This window comes from Pseudomonas sp. S9 (genome assembly GCF_000222125.1).
GTDB classification, from domain to species: Bacteria; Pseudomonadota; Gammaproteobacteria; order Pseudomonadales; family Pseudomonadaceae; genus Aquipseudomonas; species Aquipseudomonas segetis.
The window spans coordinates 60,013-81,696 of the sequence record NZ_AFFX01000007.1; the positions used below are offsets into that span (position 1 = coordinate 60,013).

The following is a 21,684-nucleotide window of genomic DNA, read 5'->3' on the forward strand; positions in this document are numbered from 1 at the left end:
GGCTTTAACGCTATAAGAATCGCCAGTACGGCAAAGATGAATGGGCATAGCCTGGCTGCCTCCTGCGCAGTGAACGCGACAAGACACAATCAAACTTTTGTATCGGCCTGCCAAGCCGAGCCAATACGCACCTGAAAATACGCAACAATCAGTTACATTCGCGCAACCAAATTGCCACCACATCCCCCCGGCCAATGCCAAGTGTTACCCGCCCAAAAGCCCAACACAACTTTAGGCCACTACTGGCCTCTTGCCGGAAACCTAAGACTAAAGCCCTCTAAACCGAGCGATTACAGGCATGAGCCTGCTCGTCTCAACCAGATATACCGCTTGGCCAATCGAGCACTCCCGGCGAGTGAACATCATTGAATTGGTCACTGAGGGCTTAATAGTGAAAGGTCTGAACGAACGAATTTACAGCCGTTTTATCGCGTTAAAGAATCTAAAAACAGCCGATATAAATGCGATGTACAGGATTTATTCGAGGTTTTACCAGAACACCACGCACGCTACCTTTCTGGACGACCTCCAGAATAAAACCGGCGCTATCGTTGCCCGCACACGCAGCACAAAACGGATAATCGGGTTTTCTACGCTGACCGTTTTTGACTGCGACATAGACGGCAAGAAAATTCGCGGCATTTTCAGCGGCGACACAATTGTCGAGCCTGAGTTCTGGGGTAGCCGCTGCCTGCATGTCGCGTTCTATCGGCAAATCCTGCTGGCCCGCCTGCGCCACCCCTTTACACCGCTATATTGGTTCCTGATATCCAAGGGCTACAAAACCTACCTGCTACTGACACGCAACTTTTACGATTACTACCCGGACCGCAACCAGCCAGACAGCAAGCTTGGCGACATAGTCCGAGCCTTCAGCAAACAGCAATACCCCAATGCCTTCGACCCTGAACGCATGCTGCTCGATTTTGGCGAAGGTGCTGCCTGCCTTGATGAGAATGTCGCCCAAATAACCCCGGAAATCCGTGCCCAGGAACCTGACATCGCCTATTTCGAGGACTGCAATCCAAGTTGGCGACAAGGAACTGAACTGCCTTGCGCCGGGGAAATCTCGTTCTCGGCGCTGACAAAGTATTGCTACCACCTCAGCCTCAAGGTCATCCGGCTCAAGCTCAAGCAACGTGCAATAGCCAAAAGCCAGTCAGCCCCTGATGTTCTCAAAGGCGACGCCGCCGGGCCTGAAATATGACTCGATCACTGGCGAGCCAATTTGGTCACGGGCTGCTTAGAACCTTTATGCGTCGTGGCTTGCAACGCTTCGAGCGAGAAGCGCCAAAACTGGAGTTGATCCAACGGAGCCTGTTGCAAAAGTGGTTGCACGGCCACGCGCGCGCAGAATCGACTGTGCATTCCAACCTCAAGGCCAGCGACAGCTGGGAGCAATTCGCCAGCAAGCAGCCCTGCACAACCTATGACAACTATCGGGGACTGATAGAGCGGCAGCGCCAACAGCAAGACAAATCGCTTTTCGACAGCCCGATAAGCCGCTACCAACCCACTAGCGGCTCGACCTCGGCGATAAAGTGGATTCCCTATACCCAGGCTTTCCTAGGCGAACTTGATCAGGCGATTACGCCCTGGATTGGCGATCTGTATCGGCAATTTCCAAAGATTGCCCAGGGCAGCCATTACTGGTCGCTTTCCTGGATCCCGACCTCAATGCGGGATGCAAGCAGCACTGAGCTCAATGATGACATGCAGCTTATGTCCCTCGGCAAGCGCCTGGTCGCAGGACTGACCCAGACAGCTCCCGCCTCAATTGCCCTGGCCAAAACAGCTGAAGATTCACTCTTTGCAACCTTGGCCTACCTGGTCGCCGACGAGCAGTTGAGTGTTATATCAATCTGGAGCCCGACGTTCGGGCTTGGCCTTCTCGAACAACTCGGCAACTGCCGTGAAGAGCTGATAGAGGTGCTTCAACAAGGCGCCTGGGGTAAGCGCGCCGCAGCCATGGCCGGGCTTGAGTGTCCAGGGTCCCATACAGCCGCACAACGCCTGAAGGCATGGGATGGGGTTGCTGATCCTGCCTTCTTTGCAGAGCTGTGGCCGCGCCTGACCCTGCTGAGCGCCTGGGATACCGCTGCGGCTTTGCCCTGGGCACGACAACTGCAAAAGTTGCTGGCACACGCGCAGTTCCAGGGTAAAGGCTTATGGGCAACGGAGGGCGTGGTGAGTATTCCTTTGCGAAACCACTGCCCACTGGCCTACCGCAGCCACGTGTATGAGTTTGAAGACCTCGACAATGGGCAGGTCCTGGCGCCATGGCAATTACGCAAGGGCCAGCAGGTCATGCCCTTGCTCACGACAGGGAGTGGATTTGCCCGCTACCGAATGAACGATGTCCTGCAGGTTAGCGACCATTGGCGAACCCTGCCTTGCTTTACCTTTCTCGGCCGCAATGATGGTACTGACCTGGTTGGCGAAAAGATCAGCGCGACGCTCGCACAAACAATAATCGCCGGCCTGACCTACAGCGACCTGCTCCCCGTGACCTTGCTCGCCCTCAGCGCCAGCACGCCGGACAAACCCGGTTATGTGCTACTGATTGAAGGCCCGGGCGACTCAAACTCGGTGTCCATCACGACCCTTGCTGCTCAACTTGAGCATGCACTTCTAAAGAACTTTCACTACCGCCTGGCACGCGACCTCGGCCAACTGGCCAGGGCACGCTGCATTTGCCTGCCGAACATGCGCCAGATCTACCTTGAGCAATCACGCGCCCGAGGGATGCTTGAAGGCAACATAAAGCTAGAAGCACTGCGGCACTGGTCCGGCCCGCTGCCGTTGGAGCTTCGCCTGGCACTGGAGGCAACCCCGTGAATAAAGAACTCCGCACGCGCCCTGCTACGGCCAAGGACGAAAGCGCCCTGCGGGCACTGCTCAGGCGGGTGCCACAAATGGGTAGCGTTACCCTGATATTTGAACGAGAGCCTGATTTTTTTACCGGGGCGCGAGTGAGTTGCGAGCAAGAGCTTGTGCTGGTTTGCGAAGAACTGGATACCCCTGGCGTACTTATCGCCATGGTTGATATTGGTGAACGCCGGCAATACATCAATGGCAAATCTGAATCCGTCAGGTACCTGCATGACTTGCGTATAGCCCCCGAATGCCGGGGCGGCAAGGTCTTGAAAGCATTGTTTATGGCGATTGCCGAACACATGGGCAGCGAAAATGACTGGATGGAAGCGGTCATTCTCGAAGAAAACCTGATTCCACTGGGGATTATTGATCGCGGTCGAACCTGGTTGCCTGGTTTCTACCGTGGCGGGCGTGTCATCACCAGCCTGCTGCCAGCCCAGTCGCGCAAGACCACCCCGGATAGGAGCCTGACAATCCGCCCTGCAACAAGTGCCGACGCGCCCCAGCTGCAACAGCTGTGGGATAGGGCTAGCCAACGCCAGGGATTCCCGGTCTATAACGTCAATGACCTACTGGCCGCCACGGCCTACTTCCATGGCATAACCATCAATGACTACCTCATGGCCTTCATCGAGGGAAGACCCGTTGCTTGCATGGGCCTGTGGAACCAGAAGAACTTCAAGCAGACCCGTGTCAGTGGCTACGCGCCATGGCTCGCTGCCTTGCGCATCCCATACAACCTATACGCAAGGCTCTTCGGCGGAATACATCTCCCCTCGCCCGGTGATTGCTTCAACTACTTGACCCTGCACAGCCTGGTAATCGATCAGGAAAATCCGACGATATTCAAGGCCCTGCTCGACTACGTACTTGAACATCACCTGCCACCACAGCAATGCCTCGCCTGTGGCTTCTTTGACGACCATCCGCTGGAGGCTGCGCTAGGCACTTATCGGCGCAAGCGACTTCACAGCCGTCACTTCCTGATCAGCTATCACCAGGATCCTCGCCAGACGCAGGGCTCGACCAACCGCCACATAGAGATAGCCCGCCTGTGAACGCCGGTCCGAGCCGCTCGCATGTCGATTCGGCAGATGTCGCAGAACCGTGGCCTGATGTTTATCAAGGCAATCGCACGACACAGCGGCGACTCATTGTCTTTGCCTGCCTGCTGGCACTGGTGGCTGTGACCTATGCAGGATACTGGCTAGTACATTTGCGCTTTATCGAAAGCACCGACAATGCCTACGTGCGAGCCGATACCCTGGTGATTTCAAGCCAGCTTGCAGGACGTGTCGACCAAGTCATGGTCGATGACAACCAGTGGGTTGCAGCAGGCGAGCCCCTCGCGCACATCGAAGATGCAGACTTCAGGTTCAATGTGGCGCGCAGCGAAACACAAATTGCACATTTGGCGGTACAGCTCCATGACATAGGCAATCAACGCGACCAGCAGCTGGCAAATATTGAAGCGCAAAAAGCGGTAATCCGCGCACATGAAGCCGAGTTGAAGCGTCATCAGCAGGACCTTGAGCGCATCCGCATGATGCGCAATAGCGGCTTTGCATCTGAGCAAGCCTTCTCGTCGCTTGCGGCGAATGTCAGCGTGGCAACCGCCCAGCTTGACCAGTCGAAATCAGCACTTAAAGCCCAGCAGATCGCCTTGGCACAACTGGATAACCGTGGCCTACAACTCAAAACGCAAATCGCGGGCCGCGAAAACGAGCTGCACCTGGCCAAGCTCAACTTGTCGCGTACCACAATCAAGGCGCCAGTCGCAGGCTGGGTTGGCAATCGCTCTATCAACCAGGGGGAATATGTACGCCCTGGCGAAGCCTTGTTATCACTGGTGTCGCAAGCCAAGTGGGTTCAGGCCAACTTCAAGGAAACGCAAATTGCGGCGATGCGCAAAGGGTACAAGGCCCAGGTCCGCTTCGATGCCTTGCCCGACCTGGTAATCGAAGGCGTGATCGAGAGCATGCAACCCGCCACCGGTTCCCGCTTCAGCTTGCTGCCACCTGACAACGCAACCGGCAACTTCACCAAGGTGATCCAACGTGTTCCGGTAAAAATATTGCTTCCGGACAAGATCACTGCACTGGAGCAAATACGCCCTGGGCTTTCAGCGGAGGTGGTCCTTGACCGACGCCAATAAGCACGCCACAAATCTAGCCCCCGAGCCCAGCCTGCAGGACTGGATCGCCGTACTAAGCACCATGCTGGGGGCGTTTATGGCGGTTATCGATATTTTGATTACCAATGCTTCACTCAAGGAAATTCAGTCCGCACTGGGCGCGACCCTCAACGAAGGGTCATGGATTTCAACGGCCTACCTGGTTGCAGAAATCATCATTATCCCGCTTACCGTTTGGCTCAATGATTTATTGGGCAAGCGCCGCCTTACGATATGGCTGACCCTTGGTTTTATTGGCTCATCACTACTCTGCTCTTTAGCCTGGTCGCTCAACAGCATGATTGTATTTCGCGCGCTCCAGGGCCTGTGCGGCGGGGCATTTATTCCGTTGGCGTTCAGCATGGTACTCACCCACTTGCCCGAGCATCGGCGCCCAACCGGCATGGCCCTGTTTGCCGTAACCGCTACTTTTGCACCGGCGATAGGTCCGACCATTGGCGGCTGGCTGACAGAAACCCTGGGTTGGCAGTACTTGTTCTACATCAACATACCACCTGGGCTGCTGATGATCGCGGGGCTGATGTACGGCCTCAAGCAGAACCCCATCAACTGGAAACTGCTGGACCAGGCCGATTACGCGGGGATCTGCACCATGGCGATTGGCTTGGCATCTCTGCAGGTGTTTCTCGAGGAAGGCTATCGCAATGACTGGTTCAGCTCACCCATGATCCTGGCCCTGGCCATTGTCGCGTTCATCAGCCTCGGCGCATTCATTATCATCGAGCTGTCCCGCGACAACCCATTGCTCAATCTGCGCATACTCAAAAACCGCAATTTCTTCCTGAGTTGTATCGCAACCGTTGGCCTGGGTATTGGCTTTTTTGGTTCGATCTATGCGCTGCCGCTGTATCTGTCGCAAGTCCAGGACAACAGCCCACTACAGATTGGCCGGTTGATCATGTGGATGGGGCTGCCCCAATTGGCGATTATTCCTTGCGTGCCACTACTGATGCGCTTTATTGATCCGCGCATACTCTGCGCCTTTGGTTTTGGCCTGTTCGGCTATGCGAGCTTTATCAGCGGTTCGCTAAACCCGGATATGGGCGCAGAGCAATTGCTGCATATTCAATTGATTCGCGCCGCAGGCCAGCCGTTGATCCTCATTACCTCATCACTGATTGCGACAAGCTATATCGAAACCAGGGACGCTGGCGCGGCATCGGCGCTGTTCAACATCATCCGTAATCTCACCGGGGCGATTTTCATTGCCCTATTGGTCACCATGCTGCAGAGCGAAACCCGACGCAATTATGAGTACTTGCGCGAGTCAGTCAGCAGCCTCAACCCGCAGGCATTGAGCCGTCTGGATTTTCTGACCGACAAGCTCGGCAACTCAGAACGCGCCCTCGCCCTTATCGCCGAGCAGGCACGCGAACAGGCCTCCATACTGGCCTATAACGAAGCCTTCCATATCATGGGCGCGGCCCTGATCATCAGTGTACTGGCCATCCTTCTTACCCGGCGTCTCCCCGCGGGGTCAAAGCTAGGCGCGGTGCACTAGATCCGAACCCACCGCATCTGGCGTCCAGCCCGAACACTCCCGGGCTGAAACAGCTGCGCCCGGCCGTTCTGAGCCGATCAATGATTATTCAAGTAACGGCGCGGCACTCGCTCAGTCACCTTGGTCAAAAGTTCATAACCAATGGTTCCGGCAGCCTGGGCCACTTCATCGACGGCTAACTGATTGCCCCACAACTCAACAGCATCACCCACGGCAGGCTGAGCCAGGCCAGTCAGGTCGACCGTGAGCATATCCATCGAAACCCGGCCGACCAAAGGCACACGCTGGCCATTGACCATAACCGGCGTGCCAGCAGGCGCATGGCGCGGATAACCATCGGCTTAGCCGCAGCTCACGGTACCGATCACTGACGCACGCGAGGCCACCCAACTGGCACCGTAACCCACGGACTCACCCTGCGCGACATGACGCACGGCAATCAACTGCGCAGAAAGCGTCATCACTGGCTTTAGACCAAGCTGGGCAACGCTCAAATCTGCGAAAGGCGTGGCGCCGTAGAGCATGATGCCTGGACGCAGCCAATCCATATGCGCAGCCGGGATAGTCAGGATAGCCGCCGAATTGGCCAGCGAGCGCTGATCAAAGTCGAGGTCGAGCACATCCAGGAAACACGCTAGCTGGTGCTCGGTGAGCTCATGGCCACGCTCATCAGCACAGGCAAAATGGCTGATCAGGTTCAGCTCATTGCATTGCGCGCTGTTTCGCAATGCCCCATGCGCGGCACGAACGCCATCAGCGTCAAAACCCAGGCGATGCATGCCGCTGTCGAGTTTTAGCCAGATATTCAATGGCGGCCCTGCATGCGCAGCCAAGACCGCATCGAGCTGCTGCTGGCTCTGCACGACAAGGTCCAGGCGTAATTGCTGGGCCAACTGTACTTCGACGGCCTCGAAACAGCCCTCGAGCAACAGTATCCGCGCGTCAGCATGCATCGCCCGGACTTGAGCAGCCTCCTCAAGACAGGCGACCGCAAAACCATCGGCCAGATCATGCAGCGCCGTGACCACCTCGCGCACGCCATGGCCATAGGCATTGGCCTTGACCACGGCAAATGCCTCACGCCCCGGACCACAGCGCTTGGCAACAGCGTAGTTGTGGCAAACGGCAGACAAATCGATGGTGGCAAAAAGGGGGCGCATGGCAAGGCTCCACAGCAGATCAAAGCCGAGCATCTTAAACCTCAGCCCTCAACCTGCAAGCCCTGGGTAACCAACTCGCCTGTACGGCTCCACGTTGCACGCAATGGTTGGCGAATCAGCCTTTATCGCTCAGCGGCGAAAACTACTGACACTAAGCTGTCAGTAGCACTGCCCTAGAGTCAGCTTTACAGGCTAAAACGCGCTATCAGAGACAGCCGTCGCCTGCCCACTGACCTTCAAGGAAAGAGCACATGAATGCGATCAACTGGTTTGAACTTTTTGTCGGCAACTTCGAGCGCGCACGAGACTTTTATGAACGCGCACTGGCAATGCCTCTACAAGAAATGGAGAGCGACGGCGGGCGCATGGCCGTGTTCCCCTATGCACAGGACAGCGGTGTTGGTGGCTGCCTGAGCGAATCTGCCGAGCAACAAAGTGGTATTGGCGGCACTCGGGTGTATCTGAATGTCGAAGGCAACCTGGATGAAGTGGTGAGCCGAGTTCCCTCGGCAGGCGGGGTCATTATTCATAGCAAGATGTCCATCGCACCCCACGGCTACATTGCTGTGATAAAAGATAGCGAAGGCAACGAAGTGGGCCTGCACAGCATGACCTGAATGCGCCACGCCAGGCGCGTAGCAGCATGCCTGGCCACCCAAACAGCAGAGGAAACATGAGGCGCGCCGACCGTCTGTTTCAAATCGTTCAGTTCCTGCGTAGCCGCCGTTTAACCACTGCCCAATGGCTGGCTGAACGGCTACAGGTATCTGTGCGCACGATCTACCGAGACATCCAAGACCTCTCACTCTCTGGTGTTCCGCTGGAGGGCGAGGCTGGCGTTGGCTACGTGCTGCGCCAACCTATGGACCTTCCCCCTTTGATGTTCGAAAGCGAGGAAATCGAGGCGCTGCTGGTAGGCGCAAGCATGGTCCAAGCCTGGGCAGACCCTCAACTTCAGCGAGCCGCCGAATCAGCACTGGCGAAGATCCACAACGTACTGCCCAACGAGATGCGCGAGGAGTTCAATCGCAACCAATTGTTTGCCCCCAGAACCAACCCATATCCTGTTCACTGGCTCGGTCAGCTACGCGGGGCTATACGCCAACGCCACAAATTGCTGATCAGCTATCGGGATGAACGCGGGGAAACCAGCGAGCGGTGTATCTGGCCGCTGGGGTTGTTCTTCTGGGGGCAAACCTGGACATTGTGCAGTTGGTGCGAGCTGCGCAACGATTTTCGCAACTTTCGTATCGACCGAGTCGAGCAATTGCACGATCGAGCTGAAACCTTCGAAGCGGTAGAAGGCCAACGCCTGGGGGACTACCTCAAACCCTTTCTAGGCGAACAGGCGACCGCACCGTTGTACAAGAGCTAATGACAGCCCAAGGCACGCCAATCAGTCCTCGTCGAACTGGTAGCTGCCTGGCGCCAGGTTTTCGAAACGCGAATACTTGCCCAGGAACGCCAGGCGCGTGGTGCCAATAGGGCCGTTCCGTTGCTTACCGATGATGATTTCGGCAACGCCCTTGTATTCGGTTTCAGGGTGATAGACCTCGTCCCGATAGACGAACATGATGATATCGGCGTCCTGCTCGATCGCTCCCGACTCACGCAAGTCGGAGTTGATTGGGCGTTTGTTCGGGCGCTGTTCAAGGCCCCGGTTAAGCTGCGACAGGGCAACCACCGGGCAATTGAACTCCTTAGCCAGGGCTTTCAACGAGCGCGAGATCTCGGAAATTTCGTTTACCCGGCTTTCACTGCTGGAGCCCGGAATCTGCATAAGCTGCAGGTAGTCGACCATGATCAAGCCGATCTCACCGTGCTCACGAGCCAGACGCCGCGTGCGGGCGCGCATCTCAGAAGGCGAAATACCAGCGGTATCGTCAATAAACAGTTTACGGTCGTTAAGCAGGTTGACCGCTGAGGTCAGGCGCGGCCAATCGTCATCATCCAGACGGCCCGCACGTACCTTGGTCTGATCAATGCGCCCCAGGGATGCGAGCATACGCATAACGATGGAGTCAGCCGGCATCTCCAGCGAGTAGACGACAATCGCCTTGTCACTGCGCAACACCGCATTCTCGACCAGGTTCATGGCGAAAGTGGTTTTACCCATCGAGGGACGACCCGCGACGATTATCAGGTCGGCCGGTTGCAAGCCACTGGTTTGGGCGTCAAGGTCGGTAAAGCCGGTCGAAAGCCCGGTAATATCATCGCCACTGTTGAACAGGGTATCGATACGGTCGATGGCCTTGACCAGAATGTCGTTGATCGCCAACGGCCCGCCAGTCTTGGGCCGTGCCTCGGCGATCTGGAAGATCAGGCGCTCGGCCTCATCGAGGATCTCTTCGCCCGTTCGGCCCTCAGGGGCGTAGGCACTGTCGGCGATCTCGCTGCTGATACCGATAAGCTGGCGTAACGTCGCACGCTCACGAATGATCTGCGCGTAGGCCTTGATGTTGGCGACCGACGGCGTGTTCTTGGCCAGTTCACCCAGATAAGCCAAGCCACCGGCGGCAGGCAGTTGGCCTTCTTTGTCCAGCTGCTCGGACAGCGTCACCACGTCAAATGGGTGGTTACGCTCCGCCAGCTTGTAGATGGCGCGAAAGATCAGGCGATGATCGTGACGATAGAAGTCACCATCGGAGACCTGGTCAAGCACGCGCTCCCAGGCATTGTTGTCGAGCATCAAGCCGCCGAGTACCGCTTGCTCCGCCTCGATCGAGTGCGGCGGCACTTTTAGAGCCGAAGTCTGCAAGTCGTATTGTTCAGGAATGCTGATGTCGTTCATAAGCTCTGAGAATAATTCTTTGGGTGCATAAAAACAAAAGGCACGACATCGCTTGCGCAATGCCGTGCCTGATTGTCAGCAGACCCGCACCGAAGTGCAAGGCCTACTATGTCGCATACTGCTTAAGCAGCTACAACAACAACCTTGACGGTTGCTTCAACGTCGCTGTGCAGGTGCACGGCTACGTCGTATTCGCCAATTTGACGAATAGTGCCGTTCGGCAGACGAACTTCAGCTTTAGCCACTTCAACGCCAGAGGCGGTCAGGGCATCAGCGATGTCGTGAGTACCGATCGAGCCGAACAGTTTGCCCTCATCGCCCGCAGTAGCGGTGATGGTGACTTCGAGTTCAGCCAGCTGAGCAGCGCGAGATTCAGCAGAAGCTTTCTTCTCGGCGGCAATTTTTTCCAGCTCGGCGCGACGTGCTTCAAAAGCAGCAACGTTTGCAGCGGTAGCTGCGGTGGCCTTGCCTTTCGGCAGCAGGAATTTACGGCCGTAACCAGCCTTAACGTTCACTTTATCGCCCAGGTTGCCCAGGTTGGCGATTTTTTCCAGCAGGATCAGTTCCATTTGGTAATAACCTCTTAACTTTTAACCTTCACCGTTCGCGGAGCCAGAGCCTTTTTTACGCTCATGACGCCCACGAAAATCAAACAGACTGTCGACAATGGCGATTACCACCAGTAACGGATAAGTCAGCTGCATAAACAGCAGCAGCGTGATGTATAGCCCCAAAAGCCAAAACTTGGACATCCGCCCTTGCGCCACCAGCCCATGAATCAGGGCGATGCCTGCAAACGCCAACGGTACGCTACACAACGGTGTCAGCATGGCCATTTGTGGACCGAGATTCGGTCCTAACAGCATGCCCACCAGCAGCAACATCGCTAACGGCGGCGGCAGCTTCAAGGTGCGAAATTCGCGCCCGAAACCACCCGGGTTATACAACAGCGCCTGCCAATAACGCCCAAGCATCAGGCTCAACAGGCTGACAATCTGCAACAAAGCTGCCAGCAACCCAGTCAAGACCGGTGCAATCAGGCTGTCCAGACGCGCTCGCTCATCTACCGACATTTGCTGGTAGACCCCATCGAGCATTTGCGGCATGAGCTGTTTCAACTCACCCGCCATGGCATCGATAGGTTCGCGGAACACCGTACCCAAAACCAACCCGTACACCAGGCCTAATGCCACGCTGCAAAGCAGCACACGGTTCCAGGACATACTGGAGCGCAACAACAACCCCAGGCCCAGCGCCCCCAGCAACACCATCAAGGTGCGCGGTTCGCCGAAGTACCACCAGCCAATCGCCGGTAGCAATGCCCATGCGAGGATGCCCAGGGCATCACTCAAACCGCGCCGCAGGAGTACCAGACAGCCTGCAGCAGCACTCAACCAGAACAGCAGCGGCAATGCCGCCGATCCGACCACCACGAGAGTGGCCTGCATACGGCCGCGCATAATGAATTCAGCTATGGCGCGCATGCGTTAATCCCTTACTACTTGTCGAACATCCGGTCTTAGCGGCCGTGGCTGTCGGTGTAAGGCAGCAGGGCCAGGAAGCGAGCGCGCTTGATAGCGGTAGCCAGCTGACGCTGATAACGAGCCTTAGTACCGGTGATACGGCTAGGAACGATTTTGCCGGTTTCCGAGATGTAAGCTTTCAGCGTGTTGAGATCTTTGAAATCGATCTCTTTCACGTCTTCAGCGGTGAAACGGCAGAATTTACGACGACGGAAGAAACGTGCCATTTGATAGGCTCCTCAATAGATCCGTGGATTACTCGTCAGCGTTGTCGCTGTCGTTGTTGTCGCTGTCATCGCTGTTCGAGTCATCAGACTCAGCGTTTTCAGGACGGTCACGACGCTCACGGCGCTCACTGCGGTTTTCTTCGGCCTTGAGCATCTCCGACTGTTCAACGACTGCTTCATCGCGACGGATGACCATGTTACGGATCACAGCGTCGTTGTAACGGAAGTTGTCTTCCAGCTCAGCCAAGGCTTTGCCGGTGCACTCAACGTTCAGCATCACGTAGTGAGCCTTGTGAACGTTGTTGATAGCGTACGCCAGCTGGCGACGGCCCCAATCTTCCAGACGGTGGATTTTGCCGCCGTCTTCTTCGATCAGCTTGGTGTAACGCTCAACCATGCCGCCGACTTGCTCGCTCTGGTCCGGGTGAACCAGAAAGATGATTTCGTAATGACGCATAAATGCTCCTTACGGGTTGTAGCCTGCCGCTTAATGCAGTCAGGCAAGGAGTGAATATCACTTGTTTAGTCTTGCTGAACAGAGGGCACAAAAGCGCCTGCCGTCACGGCAAGGGGCGACATTCTAGAGAACCCCCCGGCGACAAGCAAGGTAAACTGGTGATTATTTGAACAATTGCAGACTGGGTGTGAGTCAATGCCGCGAGATGCCGGACAAGATCCGGCACCTCGCGTAGCTCTGTGCGTCAGGCCATGAAATAGCGAGCATGACAGCGCCACACCAGACTATTTTTTGATGCTGCGCCTTTGACGCATGGCTTCAAACAGGCAAACACCAGTGGCTACCGAGACGTTGAGGCTGCTGACACTGCCCGCCATGGGCAGCTTGACCAGATAATCGCAATGCTCACGGGTGAGACGGCGCATACCACGACCCTCCGCGCCCATGACCAGAATGGTCGGGCCAGTCAGGTCTTGATCATAGATCTCTTGCTCGGCTTCACCGGCAGTTCCGACTACCCACAAACCGCGCTGCTGCAGTTTTTCCAGGCTGCGCGCCAGGTTGGTCACCGCCACCAGCGGGATTACTTCAGCAGCGCCACAGGCGACTTTACGCACCGTTGCATTGAGCGTGGCCGACTTGTCCTTCGGGATCAGTACCGCCAGCGCGCCCGCAGCATCAGCGGTGCGCAGGCAGGCGCCAAGATTGTGCGGATCGGTGACGCCATCGAGCACCAGGATCAGCGGCGCGCCCTCGGTACGGTCGAGCAACTCATCAAGCATGGCCTCGCCCCACACCTGGCTCGGACTCACATCAGCAACAACACCCTGATGCACGCCTTCAACCCAGGCATCCATCTCACGTCGCTCACACTGACCAACCGCCACGCGAGCCTCGGCCGCCAAAGCGATCAGGGTTTGCACTCGCGGATCACTGCGCCCTTCGGCCAACCACACCTGCTTTACGCGCTTGGGGTGGTGTCGCAGCAATGCTTCTACGGCGTGCACGCCGTAGATTTTTTCCAACTGACTCATGGTTTCGCCTTACGTTTACGCGGTGCACTGCTCGTGGCTCCACCAGACTTTGGCGGGCCTTTACGGTGTTTAGAAGGCGCAGCAGCCTTGCCATCTGCCTTGGCGCCGGACTTGGATTTAGCCCCAGCCGCCTTCGGCTTCGCCTTGGAGCCAGCCAGCAGCGCACGCTTGACGTCACGGCTTTTCTGCACGTCGGCGCTCGGCGCATCCTTACCGGCCGGTTTACCCTGACGCTCCGTCTTGCTGCTGCGCTCGCCTTTGGCTGGACGCTCGGTGCGCCCCCGCCCGGTATCGCCACGCTTGCGTCCGACGGCGGCATCGATACCGCTTTGCGCCATCTCGAAGTCGATCTTGCGCTCGTCGAGATCAACCCGCATCACCTTCACTTCAACACTGTCACCCAGGCGGAAGTTACGGCCACTGCGCTCACCGGCCAAGCGATGATGAACCGGGTCGAAGTGGTAATAATCCGCCGGTAGTGCGGTGACATGCACCAAACCTTCCACGTAGATATCACTCAGCTCGACGAACAGGCCAAAACCGGTCACCGCGGTGATTACACCCGGAAAGGTCTCGCCAACGCGGTCTTTCATAAACTCGCATTTGAGCCAGTTGACCACATCGCGCGTAGCCTCGTCGGCGCGGCGCTCAGACATAGAGCACTGCTCGCCCAGTTCCTCGAGCATTGCCTCGTCGTACGGATAGATCCGCGCCTTGGGCATGCTGGTGGCGCCGGCACGCTGAACGTGCGGGGTATCCAGCTTGGAGCGAATCACACTGCGGATGGCCCTATGGATCAACAGATCCGGATAACGGCGAATCGGCGAGGTGAAATGCGCATAAGCATCGTAATTGAGGCCAAAGTGGCCATGGTTGTCGGCGCTGTACACCGCCTGACTCAATGAACGCAGCATCACGGTCTGAATCAGGTGGTAGTCAGGGCGATCCTTGATGGTTTCAAGCAGCGCCTGGTAATCCTTCGGCGACGGGCCGTCCTTGGCCTTGCCACGGTGCAGGCTCAAGCCCAGCTCACCCAAAAACGCCTTGAGTTTTTCCAGGCGTTCAGGCGGCGGCCCGTCATGCACGCGATACAAAGCCGGAATTTCATGCTTTTGCATAAACGCGGCTGTGGCAACGTTGGCGGCCAGCATGCATTCTTCGATCAGCTTGTGTGCATCGTTGCGCTGGGTCGGGCGAATCTCGGCAATCTTGCGCCCAGCGCCGAAGATGATGCGGGTTTCCTGAGTCTCGAAGTCGATCGCACCGCGCTCATGACGCGCAGCCAAAAGCACGTGATACAGAGAATAGAGCTGCTTGAGATGCGGCAACACTTCTTTGTATTCGCCACACAGGGCCTTGCCATCGGCAGTCTTCGGCTGCTCAAGCATGGTGCTGACCTTGTTGTAGGTCAGGCGCGCATGGGAATGAATAACCGCTTCATAGAACTGGTAGTCAGTCATCTTGCCGGTCTTCGAGATAGTCATCTCGCAAACCATGGCCAGGCGATCAACATGCGGATTCAGCGAACACAGGCCGTTGGACAGTTCCTCCGGCAGCATCGGGATCACCCGCTCCGGGAAATACACCGAGTTGCCGCGCACTTGCGCCTCGGCATCCAGCGCCGAGCCGATTTTGACGTAATGGGAAACGTCAGCGATGGCGACATACAGCTTCCAGCCGCCACCGAACAGCCGCCAGTTACCGCCGCCTTTTTCGCAATACACTGCGTCATCGAAGTCACGCGCATCTTCACCGTCGATGGTGACGAACGGAAGATGACGCAAATCAACCCGCTTTTCCTTGTCCTTTTCTTCGACTTCAGGCTTGAGCTTGCTGGCTTCTTTAACGACAGCATCTGGCCAGACATGGGGGATGTCGTAGCTGCGCAAGGCAACATCGATTTCCATGCCAGGGGCCATGTAATTGCCCACGACCTCGACCACATCACCTTGCGGCTGGAAGCGCTGGGTTGGCCAGTGGGTGATTTTCACCTCAACGAACTGGCCCTGCTTGGCCCCCGCATTGCGACCCTGGGTAACCAGCACTTCCTGCTGGATTTTCGGATTATCAGGAATGACGAAGCCAATGCCGCTTTCTTCGTAATAGCGGCCGACGATGGATTCATGGCCGCGGGAGATCACTTCAACCACGGCGCCTTCGCGGCGGCCACGCCGATCAAGACCGGCAACCCGTGCCAATGCACGATCGCCATCGAAAACCAGGCGCATCTGCGCCGGGCTCAGAAACAGGTCGTCGCTGCCATCATCGGGCACCAGGAAGCCAAAGCCGTCGCGGTGACCACTGATGCGACCCAGCACCAAATCCAGCTTATCGACCGGAGCATAGGTGCCGCGACGCGTGTAAATAAGCTGACCGTCGCGCTCCATTGCACGCAGTCGACGACGCAGTGCTTCTACCTGCTCGTCAGTTGTCAGTCCGAACTCTTCCAGCAGCTGTTCGCGGTTTGCCGGGGAGCCACGCTCATCGAGATGCTTGAGAATAAGCTCACGACTAGGGATGGGATTTTCATACTTTTCCGCTTCACGGGCGGCCTCGGGATCGAGGGATTGCCAATCGGCCATTAGAGAGGATTCACCTTTTCTATATAAATTCGGTTTGTCATACGCCTATTGAAGCGCGAAACAGGTGTCCGGGTCAGCCCGCAACACATAATATTTTTTTTAACGACAGGGGTTTACAAGTAAAAAACCGATCCGTATTATGCGCGCCACAACGACGGCAAACGTTGTTGTAGTTGATAGCAAAAGAGCAATCTTTGCAATCAATGCCCAGGTGGTGAAATTGGTAGACACGCCAGCTTCAGGTGCTGGTGACCTTACGGTCGTGGAAGTTCGAGTCTTCTCCTGGGCACCAAATTCAAAAAAACCGAGCCAAACAGCTCGGTTTTTTTATGCCTGCGTTTCAGCTTAGCAGTTGCCCGGCAAAAGCCACCAAGAAACCCTGGCGGCCTTGCATTCAGCGCGCTAGACCTTGAACTGCCCCAAGCTCAGGCTTAACTGGGAAGCCAGCCCATCCAGCACCCGGCCACTCTTGGCGGTCGCCGCTACAGCCTCAGCCGCACGCTGCGATTCAGCATGAATGACCTCCACTCGCCGACGAACAGCCACTGCCCCCTCAGCCTGGTGCCGGGCAGCACCCGCCGCGGCATTGATCGCTCCGTGCACCTCTTCCACCGAGACCTGCACCGAACCCTGCAGCCGCTCACTCTCATTCAGCGCCGCCAATCCTTGTGCCGCCTGTCGGCTCGCTTGCTCAATTGCACTCACAGCCTCGCGCGCTCCCTGCTGCAAGGCACCTATATGCGCCTGAATGTCACCAGTCGATTGCTGGGTTTTACTGGCCAAGGCCCGTACCTCGTCCGCAACCACCGCAAAACCACGGCCGCTTTCGCCCGCCCGCGCAGCCTCAATTGCGGCATTGAGCGCCAGCAGGTTAGTTTGCTCGGCGATACCATGTATGACCGTCAGCACCACTTCGATCTGCTCACTTTGCCGCGCCAGGCGCTGAATTACCGCCGCACCGGTATCGACACTGTCAACCAGCTCGGCAATGGAACCACCGACACGCCTGGCGATCGCCGAATTATCCTCGGTGGCCTGGCGAATAGAGCCAACACGCTGCAACGCCTCCTGCATGGACTGGCTTTCGGCCTGCGCTTCGTCGGCCATCTGCGCCAGCGCCTGCAAGCTGCCCGCCACCTCATCACGCTGGCGCGCCGCAGAAACCTCAGCCGCCGCGCTACGCACAGCCAGACTTTCGATTTCGACCCCTGTGCGCACGGCGATATCACCGGCCTCGCGGACAATAGGCTGTAGCTTGCCGACAAAGCGATTGACCACCGCGGCCATGTCACCGATTTCATCCCGACTGTTCATCTGCACCCGACGTGTCAGATCGCCCTCGCCGGCGGCCCAGTCATCCATCACCGCAATCAGGGTGTGCAGCTTGCTCACCACGCGACGCCCCAAAACCAGCGCCAGTACCAGCAAAATGACCAGACCGACCAGCCCCAAGCCAATACTGATATTCCAGCGCAGGCTCTGCGCGGCCGACTCAATCGCCTGCCGACTGTTTTCAGCCATGGCTTTCGCGGTTTGCTGGGCACCTTTGAGCCGTGACGCCAATGCCGCCGCACTGTCACTGGCCGCCGCACTCAAACCATCCGAAACCAGCTGGCCGCTGCTCTGGATCAGTGCAGCAAAGCGTTGGTCAAGCTGGGTAACGACCTTATCGACATCAACGGTCGATACACCAAGGATTACCTTGCCAATCTCCGACCCCATTGGATTGATTGATGCTTCAACCACATAAACCCCGGGATCACTGGCCGCCGCATTGAGCAATTTATCCAGAGAACCTCGCCCCTGCCCCTTGGCGATCAGGGCCTTGACCCGCTCATCCGTACGATTGACATGACGCGTCAGGCGCTCGCCACCGGCATCAACATAGACGGCAAAAAGCACATTTGAGTTGCGATGGGCCATGCGCACCAGCTCGGTCAGGGCTGGCACGTCATTGTCCCAAATGGCTTTTGGGGCGACCGCCGCCAGAAGCTGCGCCAAGTCATCCGCCGACTGCTTGAGATTGCTCTCCAGTATGCCGCGCAGCTGCACCTGCTCCGCGCTCAGGCGCTCCTTCAGCCCAGCCCCAAGGCTTGCCTGGGTTCGACTGGATAGCCCCTCAAGCCCGCCACGCACCTCGGCGCTGGCCGCCTCGAGATCAGTCGACAGTTGCCGGGTGTCGCTGCCCAGGCGCGCAGACAGATCCTCAACCAGCGTGCTCACCGTTGTGCGCGTAAGCACCACAGCAACCAGCACTTGCACCAACAACGCCAACCCCAAGGCAATAAATACCGGGCGCAACAAACGACTGCGTAACAACGAAGCAATGGCAAACACGGGACGACTCCTCAACAACCGTACTTCTATAACGGCGACTTCCGGAATTAGTTGAGCCCAAGCAAGCCTTATGCCTAACTATCCTTGATCACATGCAAGCCGAGCAGAATGCAAAAAGGGCCGCACCAGGCGACCCTTTTTTCAACAACAGGCAATGCTTAGCCGAACGGGTGACGCAGCACGATAGTTTCGTTGCGATCAGGACCGGTCGAGATGATATCGATAGGCGCACCCACCAATTCCTCAACACGCTTGATGTAGTTGCGCGCATTGACTGGCAACTCTTCGAGGGTCTTGACGCCCAGCGTCGACTCACTCCAGCCTGGCACTTCTTCGTACACTGGCTGCAGGCCGATATAGCTGTCCGCATCAGTCGGCGCATCAACCAGAACCTCACCGTTCTGGTCTTTGTAGCCTACGCAGATGTTGATGGTTTCCAGGCCGTCGAGCACATCCAGCTTGGTCAGGCACAGGCCCGAGATGCTGTTGATTTCGATAGCGCGACGCAGGATAACCGCATCAAACCAGCCACAACGACGAGCACGACCGGTAGTTGCACCGAACTCGTGACCACGCTTGGCCAGGAACGCACCGGTCTCGTCAAACAACTCGGTCGGGAACGGACCCGAACCCACGCGCGTGGTGTAGGCCTTGGTGATGCCCAGGATGTAGTCGAGATACATGGGACCAAAACCAGAACCAGTGGCGATGCCGCCCGCAGTGGTGTTGGAGCTGGTCACGTATGGGTAGGTGCCGTGGTCGATATCCAGCAATGAGCCCTGCGCACCCTCAAACATGATGTCTTTGGCGTCGCGGCGCATTTCGTGAAGAATCGCAGTCACGTCAGCCATCATTGGCTTGAGCAACTCGGCGTATTCCATGCACTCATCCAGGGTTTTCTGGAAGTCGATCGCAGGCTCCTTGTAGAAGTTCTGCAATACGAAGTTATGGTAGTCGAGCAACTCGCCCAGCTTGGCCGCAAAGCGCTCGCGATGGAACAAATCACCGATGCGCAAGCCACGGCGCGCTACCTTGTCTTCGTAGGCCGGGCCAATACCGCGACCGGTCGTACCGATCTTGGCGTCGCCTCGGGCTTTTTCGCGGGCCTGATCCAGCGCCACGTGATAAGACAGAATCAACGGGCAGGAAGGGCTGATACGCAGGCGCTCACGCACCGGTACGCCTTTTTCTTCGAGCTTGATGATTTCACGCATCAGCGCATCCGGGGCAACCACCACGCCATTACCGATCAAGCACTGCACGCCATCGCGCAGAATGCCTGACGGGATCAGGTGCAGAACGGTTTTCTCGCCGTCGATTACCAGCGTATGGCCAGCGTTGTGACCGCCCTGATAACGAACCACGGCAGCAGCCTGTTCGGTCAGCAGATCGACGATCTTACCCTTGCCCTCGTCGCCCCACTGGGTGCCCAGGACTACGACATTCTTACCCATAACACTTGTCCTCATTCGCGCAAGCTAGATGTCGGCGATAACCGACGGAAACATATCAGGACGCCAGGGGCGTCACTTGCCAACGACCATCACGCAACTGCAACTGACGGTCACAGCCAGCCTCATGCGCATCAGCCAAACCCTGTTCTGGCAGAGCCTGTACCACCCGCGCGCCTTCGCCACGCAGCTTTTGTACCGCTTGCCACAGGTAAACATCGTGGTGATCAGGCGCCCAAATGCCCGCCGGCGCATCCGCCAGTTGCATGTTGCCCAAGCTCACCAGGGTTTTTAAATCCGTCGAGAAGCCTGTTGCCGGGCGCGCGCGACCGAAGTCTGCGCCGATATCATCGTAACGACCACCCTGGGCAATCGACTGGCCGACACCCGGTACAAACGCAGCAAACACCACGCCAGTGTGATAGTGATAGCCGCGCAACTCGCCAAGATCAAAGTACAGCGGTAATTCTGGATAGCGCAGGCTCAGCTCATCGGCAATCGCCAGCAGGTCATCCAGTGCGGCATGCACATCATCCGGCGCCTCGACCAGGCATGCCTGCGCCAGGTCAAGCACCTCACGGCCACCGCACAGCTCGGCCAGCGCACGCAGCATCTTGCCCAGCTCGGCGGGCAATGCGGCGGTCAACTCGGCGATTTCATCAATGGCCTTGCGCTGCAGGGCATCGAACAACTGCTGCTCGGCCGCACCCGACAAGCCAGCTGCCCGTGCCAGACCGCGATAGATGCCGACATGACCGAGATCCATGTGCACATCCGGCACAGCCGCCAGCTCAAGCGTGTTGACCAGCAGGCTGATAACCTCGACATCGCTTGCAGGGCTCGCATCGCCATACAACTCGGCACCCAACTGGATCGGGCTACGCGAGGTGGTCAGCGCACGCGGCTGGGCATGCAGCACACTGCCGGCATAGCACAGCCGGCTCGGCCCTTCCCGCCGCAGCGTATGTGCGTCGATACGGGCAACCTGCGGCGTAATGTCCGCGCGGAACCCCATCTGCCGACCCGATAAAGGATCGATCACCTTGAACGTCCGCAGATCGAGATCCTGACCCGCGCCAGTCAGCAGCGACTCAAGGTATTCGATATGCGGCGTTACTACGAATTCATAGCCCCAACGCTGGAATAGATCCAGCACTTGGCGGCGCGCCACTTCGATGCGCGCAGCCTCTGGAGGTAATACTTCTTCGATGCCATCTGGCAGCAGCCAGCGGTCTACCGTCGCCATTTCGCCATTCCCCTCTTGATCCGGGCGGCACAAGCCATCAGTGAAGCCAATAAAGAAGCGCTGTGCCCAGCAACATGCTGGTCAGCCCCATAAGACGCAGTCCGCGATCCGACAACTGAGCCAGTTGCTCGACCGCACCGCGCCAACGACGCGGATAGAGGAAGGGCAGGACACCTTCGAGCACCAAGACCAAACAAACTGCTATGCCTAATTCCTGCCACATGATTCCCACAGACGCAAAAAAGCCGGGATTTTCCCGGCTGCCGCATCATACCACGTTTTCTTGAACGGTCACCCCGACGGA

General features: G+C 57.4%; 18 protein-coding genes, 1 tRNA gene and 1 pseudogene. 8 read left to right on the forward strand and 12 right to left on the reverse strand.

The features are described from left to right. Nucleotides 1–391: 391 nt before the first annotated feature. The 5 genes from PSES9_RS23725 to PSES9_RS0115200 are packed head-to-tail and all read left to right on the forward strand — an operon-like array spanning nucleotide 392 to nucleotide 6,572. A complete protein-coding gene (locus tag PSES9_RS23725; RefSeq protein ID WP_138943136.1) occupies nucleotides 392–1,207 on the forward strand; it encodes a hypothetical protein in 816 nt (271 codons plus the stop codon). Beyond that, nucleotides 1,204–2,838: a GH3 family domain-containing protein gene (locus tag PSES9_RS23730; protein ID WP_202946252.1), complete on the forward strand. Its 1,635-nt coding sequence runs from the start codon at nucleotides 1,204–1,206 to the stop codon at nucleotides 2,836–2,838. The genes PSES9_RS23725 and PSES9_RS23730 overlap by 4 nt, the downstream gene beginning before the upstream one ends. Further along, nucleotides 2,835–3,935, forward strand: coding sequence for a hypothetical protein (locus tag PSES9_RS0115190; protein ID WP_010488337.1), 1,101 nt, complete (start codon nucleotides 2,835–2,837; stop codon nucleotides 3,933–3,935). Before PSES9_RS23730 ends, PSES9_RS0115190 begins: the two co-directional genes overlap by 4 nt. Further along, entirely contained in the window at nucleotides 3,932–5,032 is a 1,101-nt protein-coding gene (locus PSES9_RS0115195; protein WP_010488339.1) for an HlyD family secretion protein, read from the forward strand. Before PSES9_RS0115190 ends, PSES9_RS0115195 begins: the two co-directional genes overlap by 4 nt. After that, complete coding sequence (locus PSES9_RS0115200; protein WP_010488340.1) at nucleotides 5,016–6,572, forward strand: DHA2 family efflux MFS transporter permease subunit; 1,557 nt, start codon at nucleotides 5,016–5,018, stop codon at nucleotides 6,570–6,572. The genes PSES9_RS0115195 and PSES9_RS0115200 overlap by 17 nt, the downstream gene beginning before the upstream one ends. 77 nt (nucleotides 6,573–6,649) lie before the next feature. On the opposite strand, the pseudogene alr reads toward PSES9_RS0115200, so the two are convergent. After that, nucleotides 6,650–7,732: pseudogene (alr, locus tag PSES9_RS23735) on the reverse strand (alanine racemase). A gap of 251 nt (nucleotides 7,733–7,983) precedes the next feature. Between alr and PSES9_RS0115210 the strand changes: the two are divergent. After that, nucleotides 7,984–8,349, forward strand: a complete 366-nt coding sequence (locus PSES9_RS0115210) for a VOC family protein (protein ID WP_010488342.1) — start codon at nucleotides 7,984–7,986, stop codon at nucleotides 8,347–8,349. A gap of 56 nt (nucleotides 8,350–8,405) precedes the next feature. After that, nucleotides 8,406–9,107: a helix-turn-helix transcriptional regulator gene (locus PSES9_RS0115215; protein ID WP_010488344.1), complete on the forward strand. Its 702-nt coding sequence runs from the start codon at nucleotides 8,406–8,408 to the stop codon at nucleotides 9,105–9,107. Nucleotides 9,108–9,128: 21 nt separating this feature from the next. On the opposite strand, the gene dnaB is transcribed toward PSES9_RS0115215, so the two are convergent. From dnaB to rnr, 7 genes are all read right to left on the reverse strand, one after another. After that, complete coding sequence (dnaB, locus tag PSES9_RS0115220; protein WP_010488346.1) at nucleotides 9,129–10,523, reverse strand: replicative DNA helicase; 1,395 nt, start codon at nucleotides 10,521–10,523, stop codon at nucleotides 9,129–9,131. Nucleotides 10,524–10,645: 122 nt separating this feature from the next. Further along, the gene (gene rplI / locus PSES9_RS0115225; RefSeq protein WP_010488347.1) at nucleotides 10,646–11,092 is read right to left on the reverse strand and encodes a 50S ribosomal protein L9; all 447 of its coding nucleotides are present in this window, start codon (nucleotides 11,090–11,092) and stop codon (nucleotides 10,646–10,648) included. 21 nt (nucleotides 11,093–11,113) lie between these two features. Continuing rightward, entirely contained in the window at nucleotides 11,114–12,007 is an 894-nt protein-coding gene (locus PSES9_RS0115230; protein WP_010488349.1) for a hypothetical protein, read from the reverse strand. Nucleotides 12,008–12,042: 35 nt separating this feature from the next. Beyond that, entirely contained in the window at nucleotides 12,043–12,273 is a 231-nt protein-coding gene (rpsR, locus tag PSES9_RS0115235; RefSeq protein WP_003246847.1) for a 30S ribosomal protein S18, read from the reverse strand. Nucleotides 12,274–12,301: 28 nt separating this feature from the next. Then, nucleotides 12,302–12,730, reverse strand: a complete 429-nt coding sequence (rpsF, locus tag PSES9_RS0115240; protein WP_010488358.1) for a 30S ribosomal protein S6 — start codon at nucleotides 12,728–12,730, stop codon at nucleotides 12,302–12,304. 284 nt (nucleotides 12,731–13,014) lie between these two features. Beyond that, complete coding sequence (gene rlmB, locus PSES9_RS0115245) at nucleotides 13,015–13,764, reverse strand: 23S rRNA (guanosine(2251)-2'-O)-methyltransferase RlmB (RefSeq protein ID WP_010488359.1); 750 nt, start codon at nucleotides 13,762–13,764, stop codon at nucleotides 13,015–13,017. Further along, entirely contained in the window at nucleotides 13,761–16,346 is a 2,586-nt protein-coding gene (rnr, locus tag PSES9_RS0115250; RefSeq protein WP_010488360.1) for a ribonuclease R, read from the reverse strand. The genes rlmB and rnr overlap by 4 nt, the downstream gene beginning before the upstream one ends. 205 nt (nucleotides 16,347–16,551) lie before the next feature. On the opposite strand from rnr, the gene PSES9_RS0115255 reads away from it, so the two are divergent. Further along, nucleotides 16,552–16,638, forward strand: a tRNA-Leu gene (locus PSES9_RS0115255). A 110-nt stretch (nucleotides 16,639–16,748) separates the two neighbouring features. On the opposite strand, the gene PSES9_RS0115260 is transcribed toward PSES9_RS0115255, so the two are convergent. The 4 genes from PSES9_RS0115260 to PSES9_RS0115275 form a co-directional block, all read right to left on the reverse strand. Next, nucleotides 16,749–18,683: a methyl-accepting chemotaxis protein gene (locus tag PSES9_RS0115260; protein ID WP_010488361.1), complete on the reverse strand. Its 1,935-nt coding sequence runs from the start codon at nucleotides 18,681–18,683 to the stop codon at nucleotides 16,749–16,751. 158 nt (nucleotides 18,684–18,841) lie between these two features. After that, nucleotides 18,842–20,137: an adenylosuccinate synthase gene (locus tag PSES9_RS0115265; RefSeq protein WP_010488362.1), complete on the reverse strand. Its 1,296-nt coding sequence runs from the start codon at nucleotides 20,135–20,137 to the stop codon at nucleotides 18,842–18,844. A 55-nt stretch (nucleotides 20,138–20,192) separates the two neighbouring features. Then, a complete protein-coding gene (locus PSES9_RS0115270; RefSeq protein ID WP_010488363.1) occupies nucleotides 20,193–21,380 on the reverse strand; it encodes an ATP phosphoribosyltransferase regulatory subunit in 1,188 nt (395 codons plus the stop codon). A gap of 37 nt (nucleotides 21,381–21,417) precedes the next feature. Then, on the reverse strand, nucleotides 21,418–21,603 hold the full coding sequence (locus PSES9_RS0115275; protein WP_029529584.1) for a DUF2065 domain-containing protein: 186 nt from the start codon (nucleotides 21,601–21,603) through the stop codon (nucleotides 21,418–21,420). Between the last annotated feature and the right edge of the window lie 81 nt (nucleotides 21,604–21,684).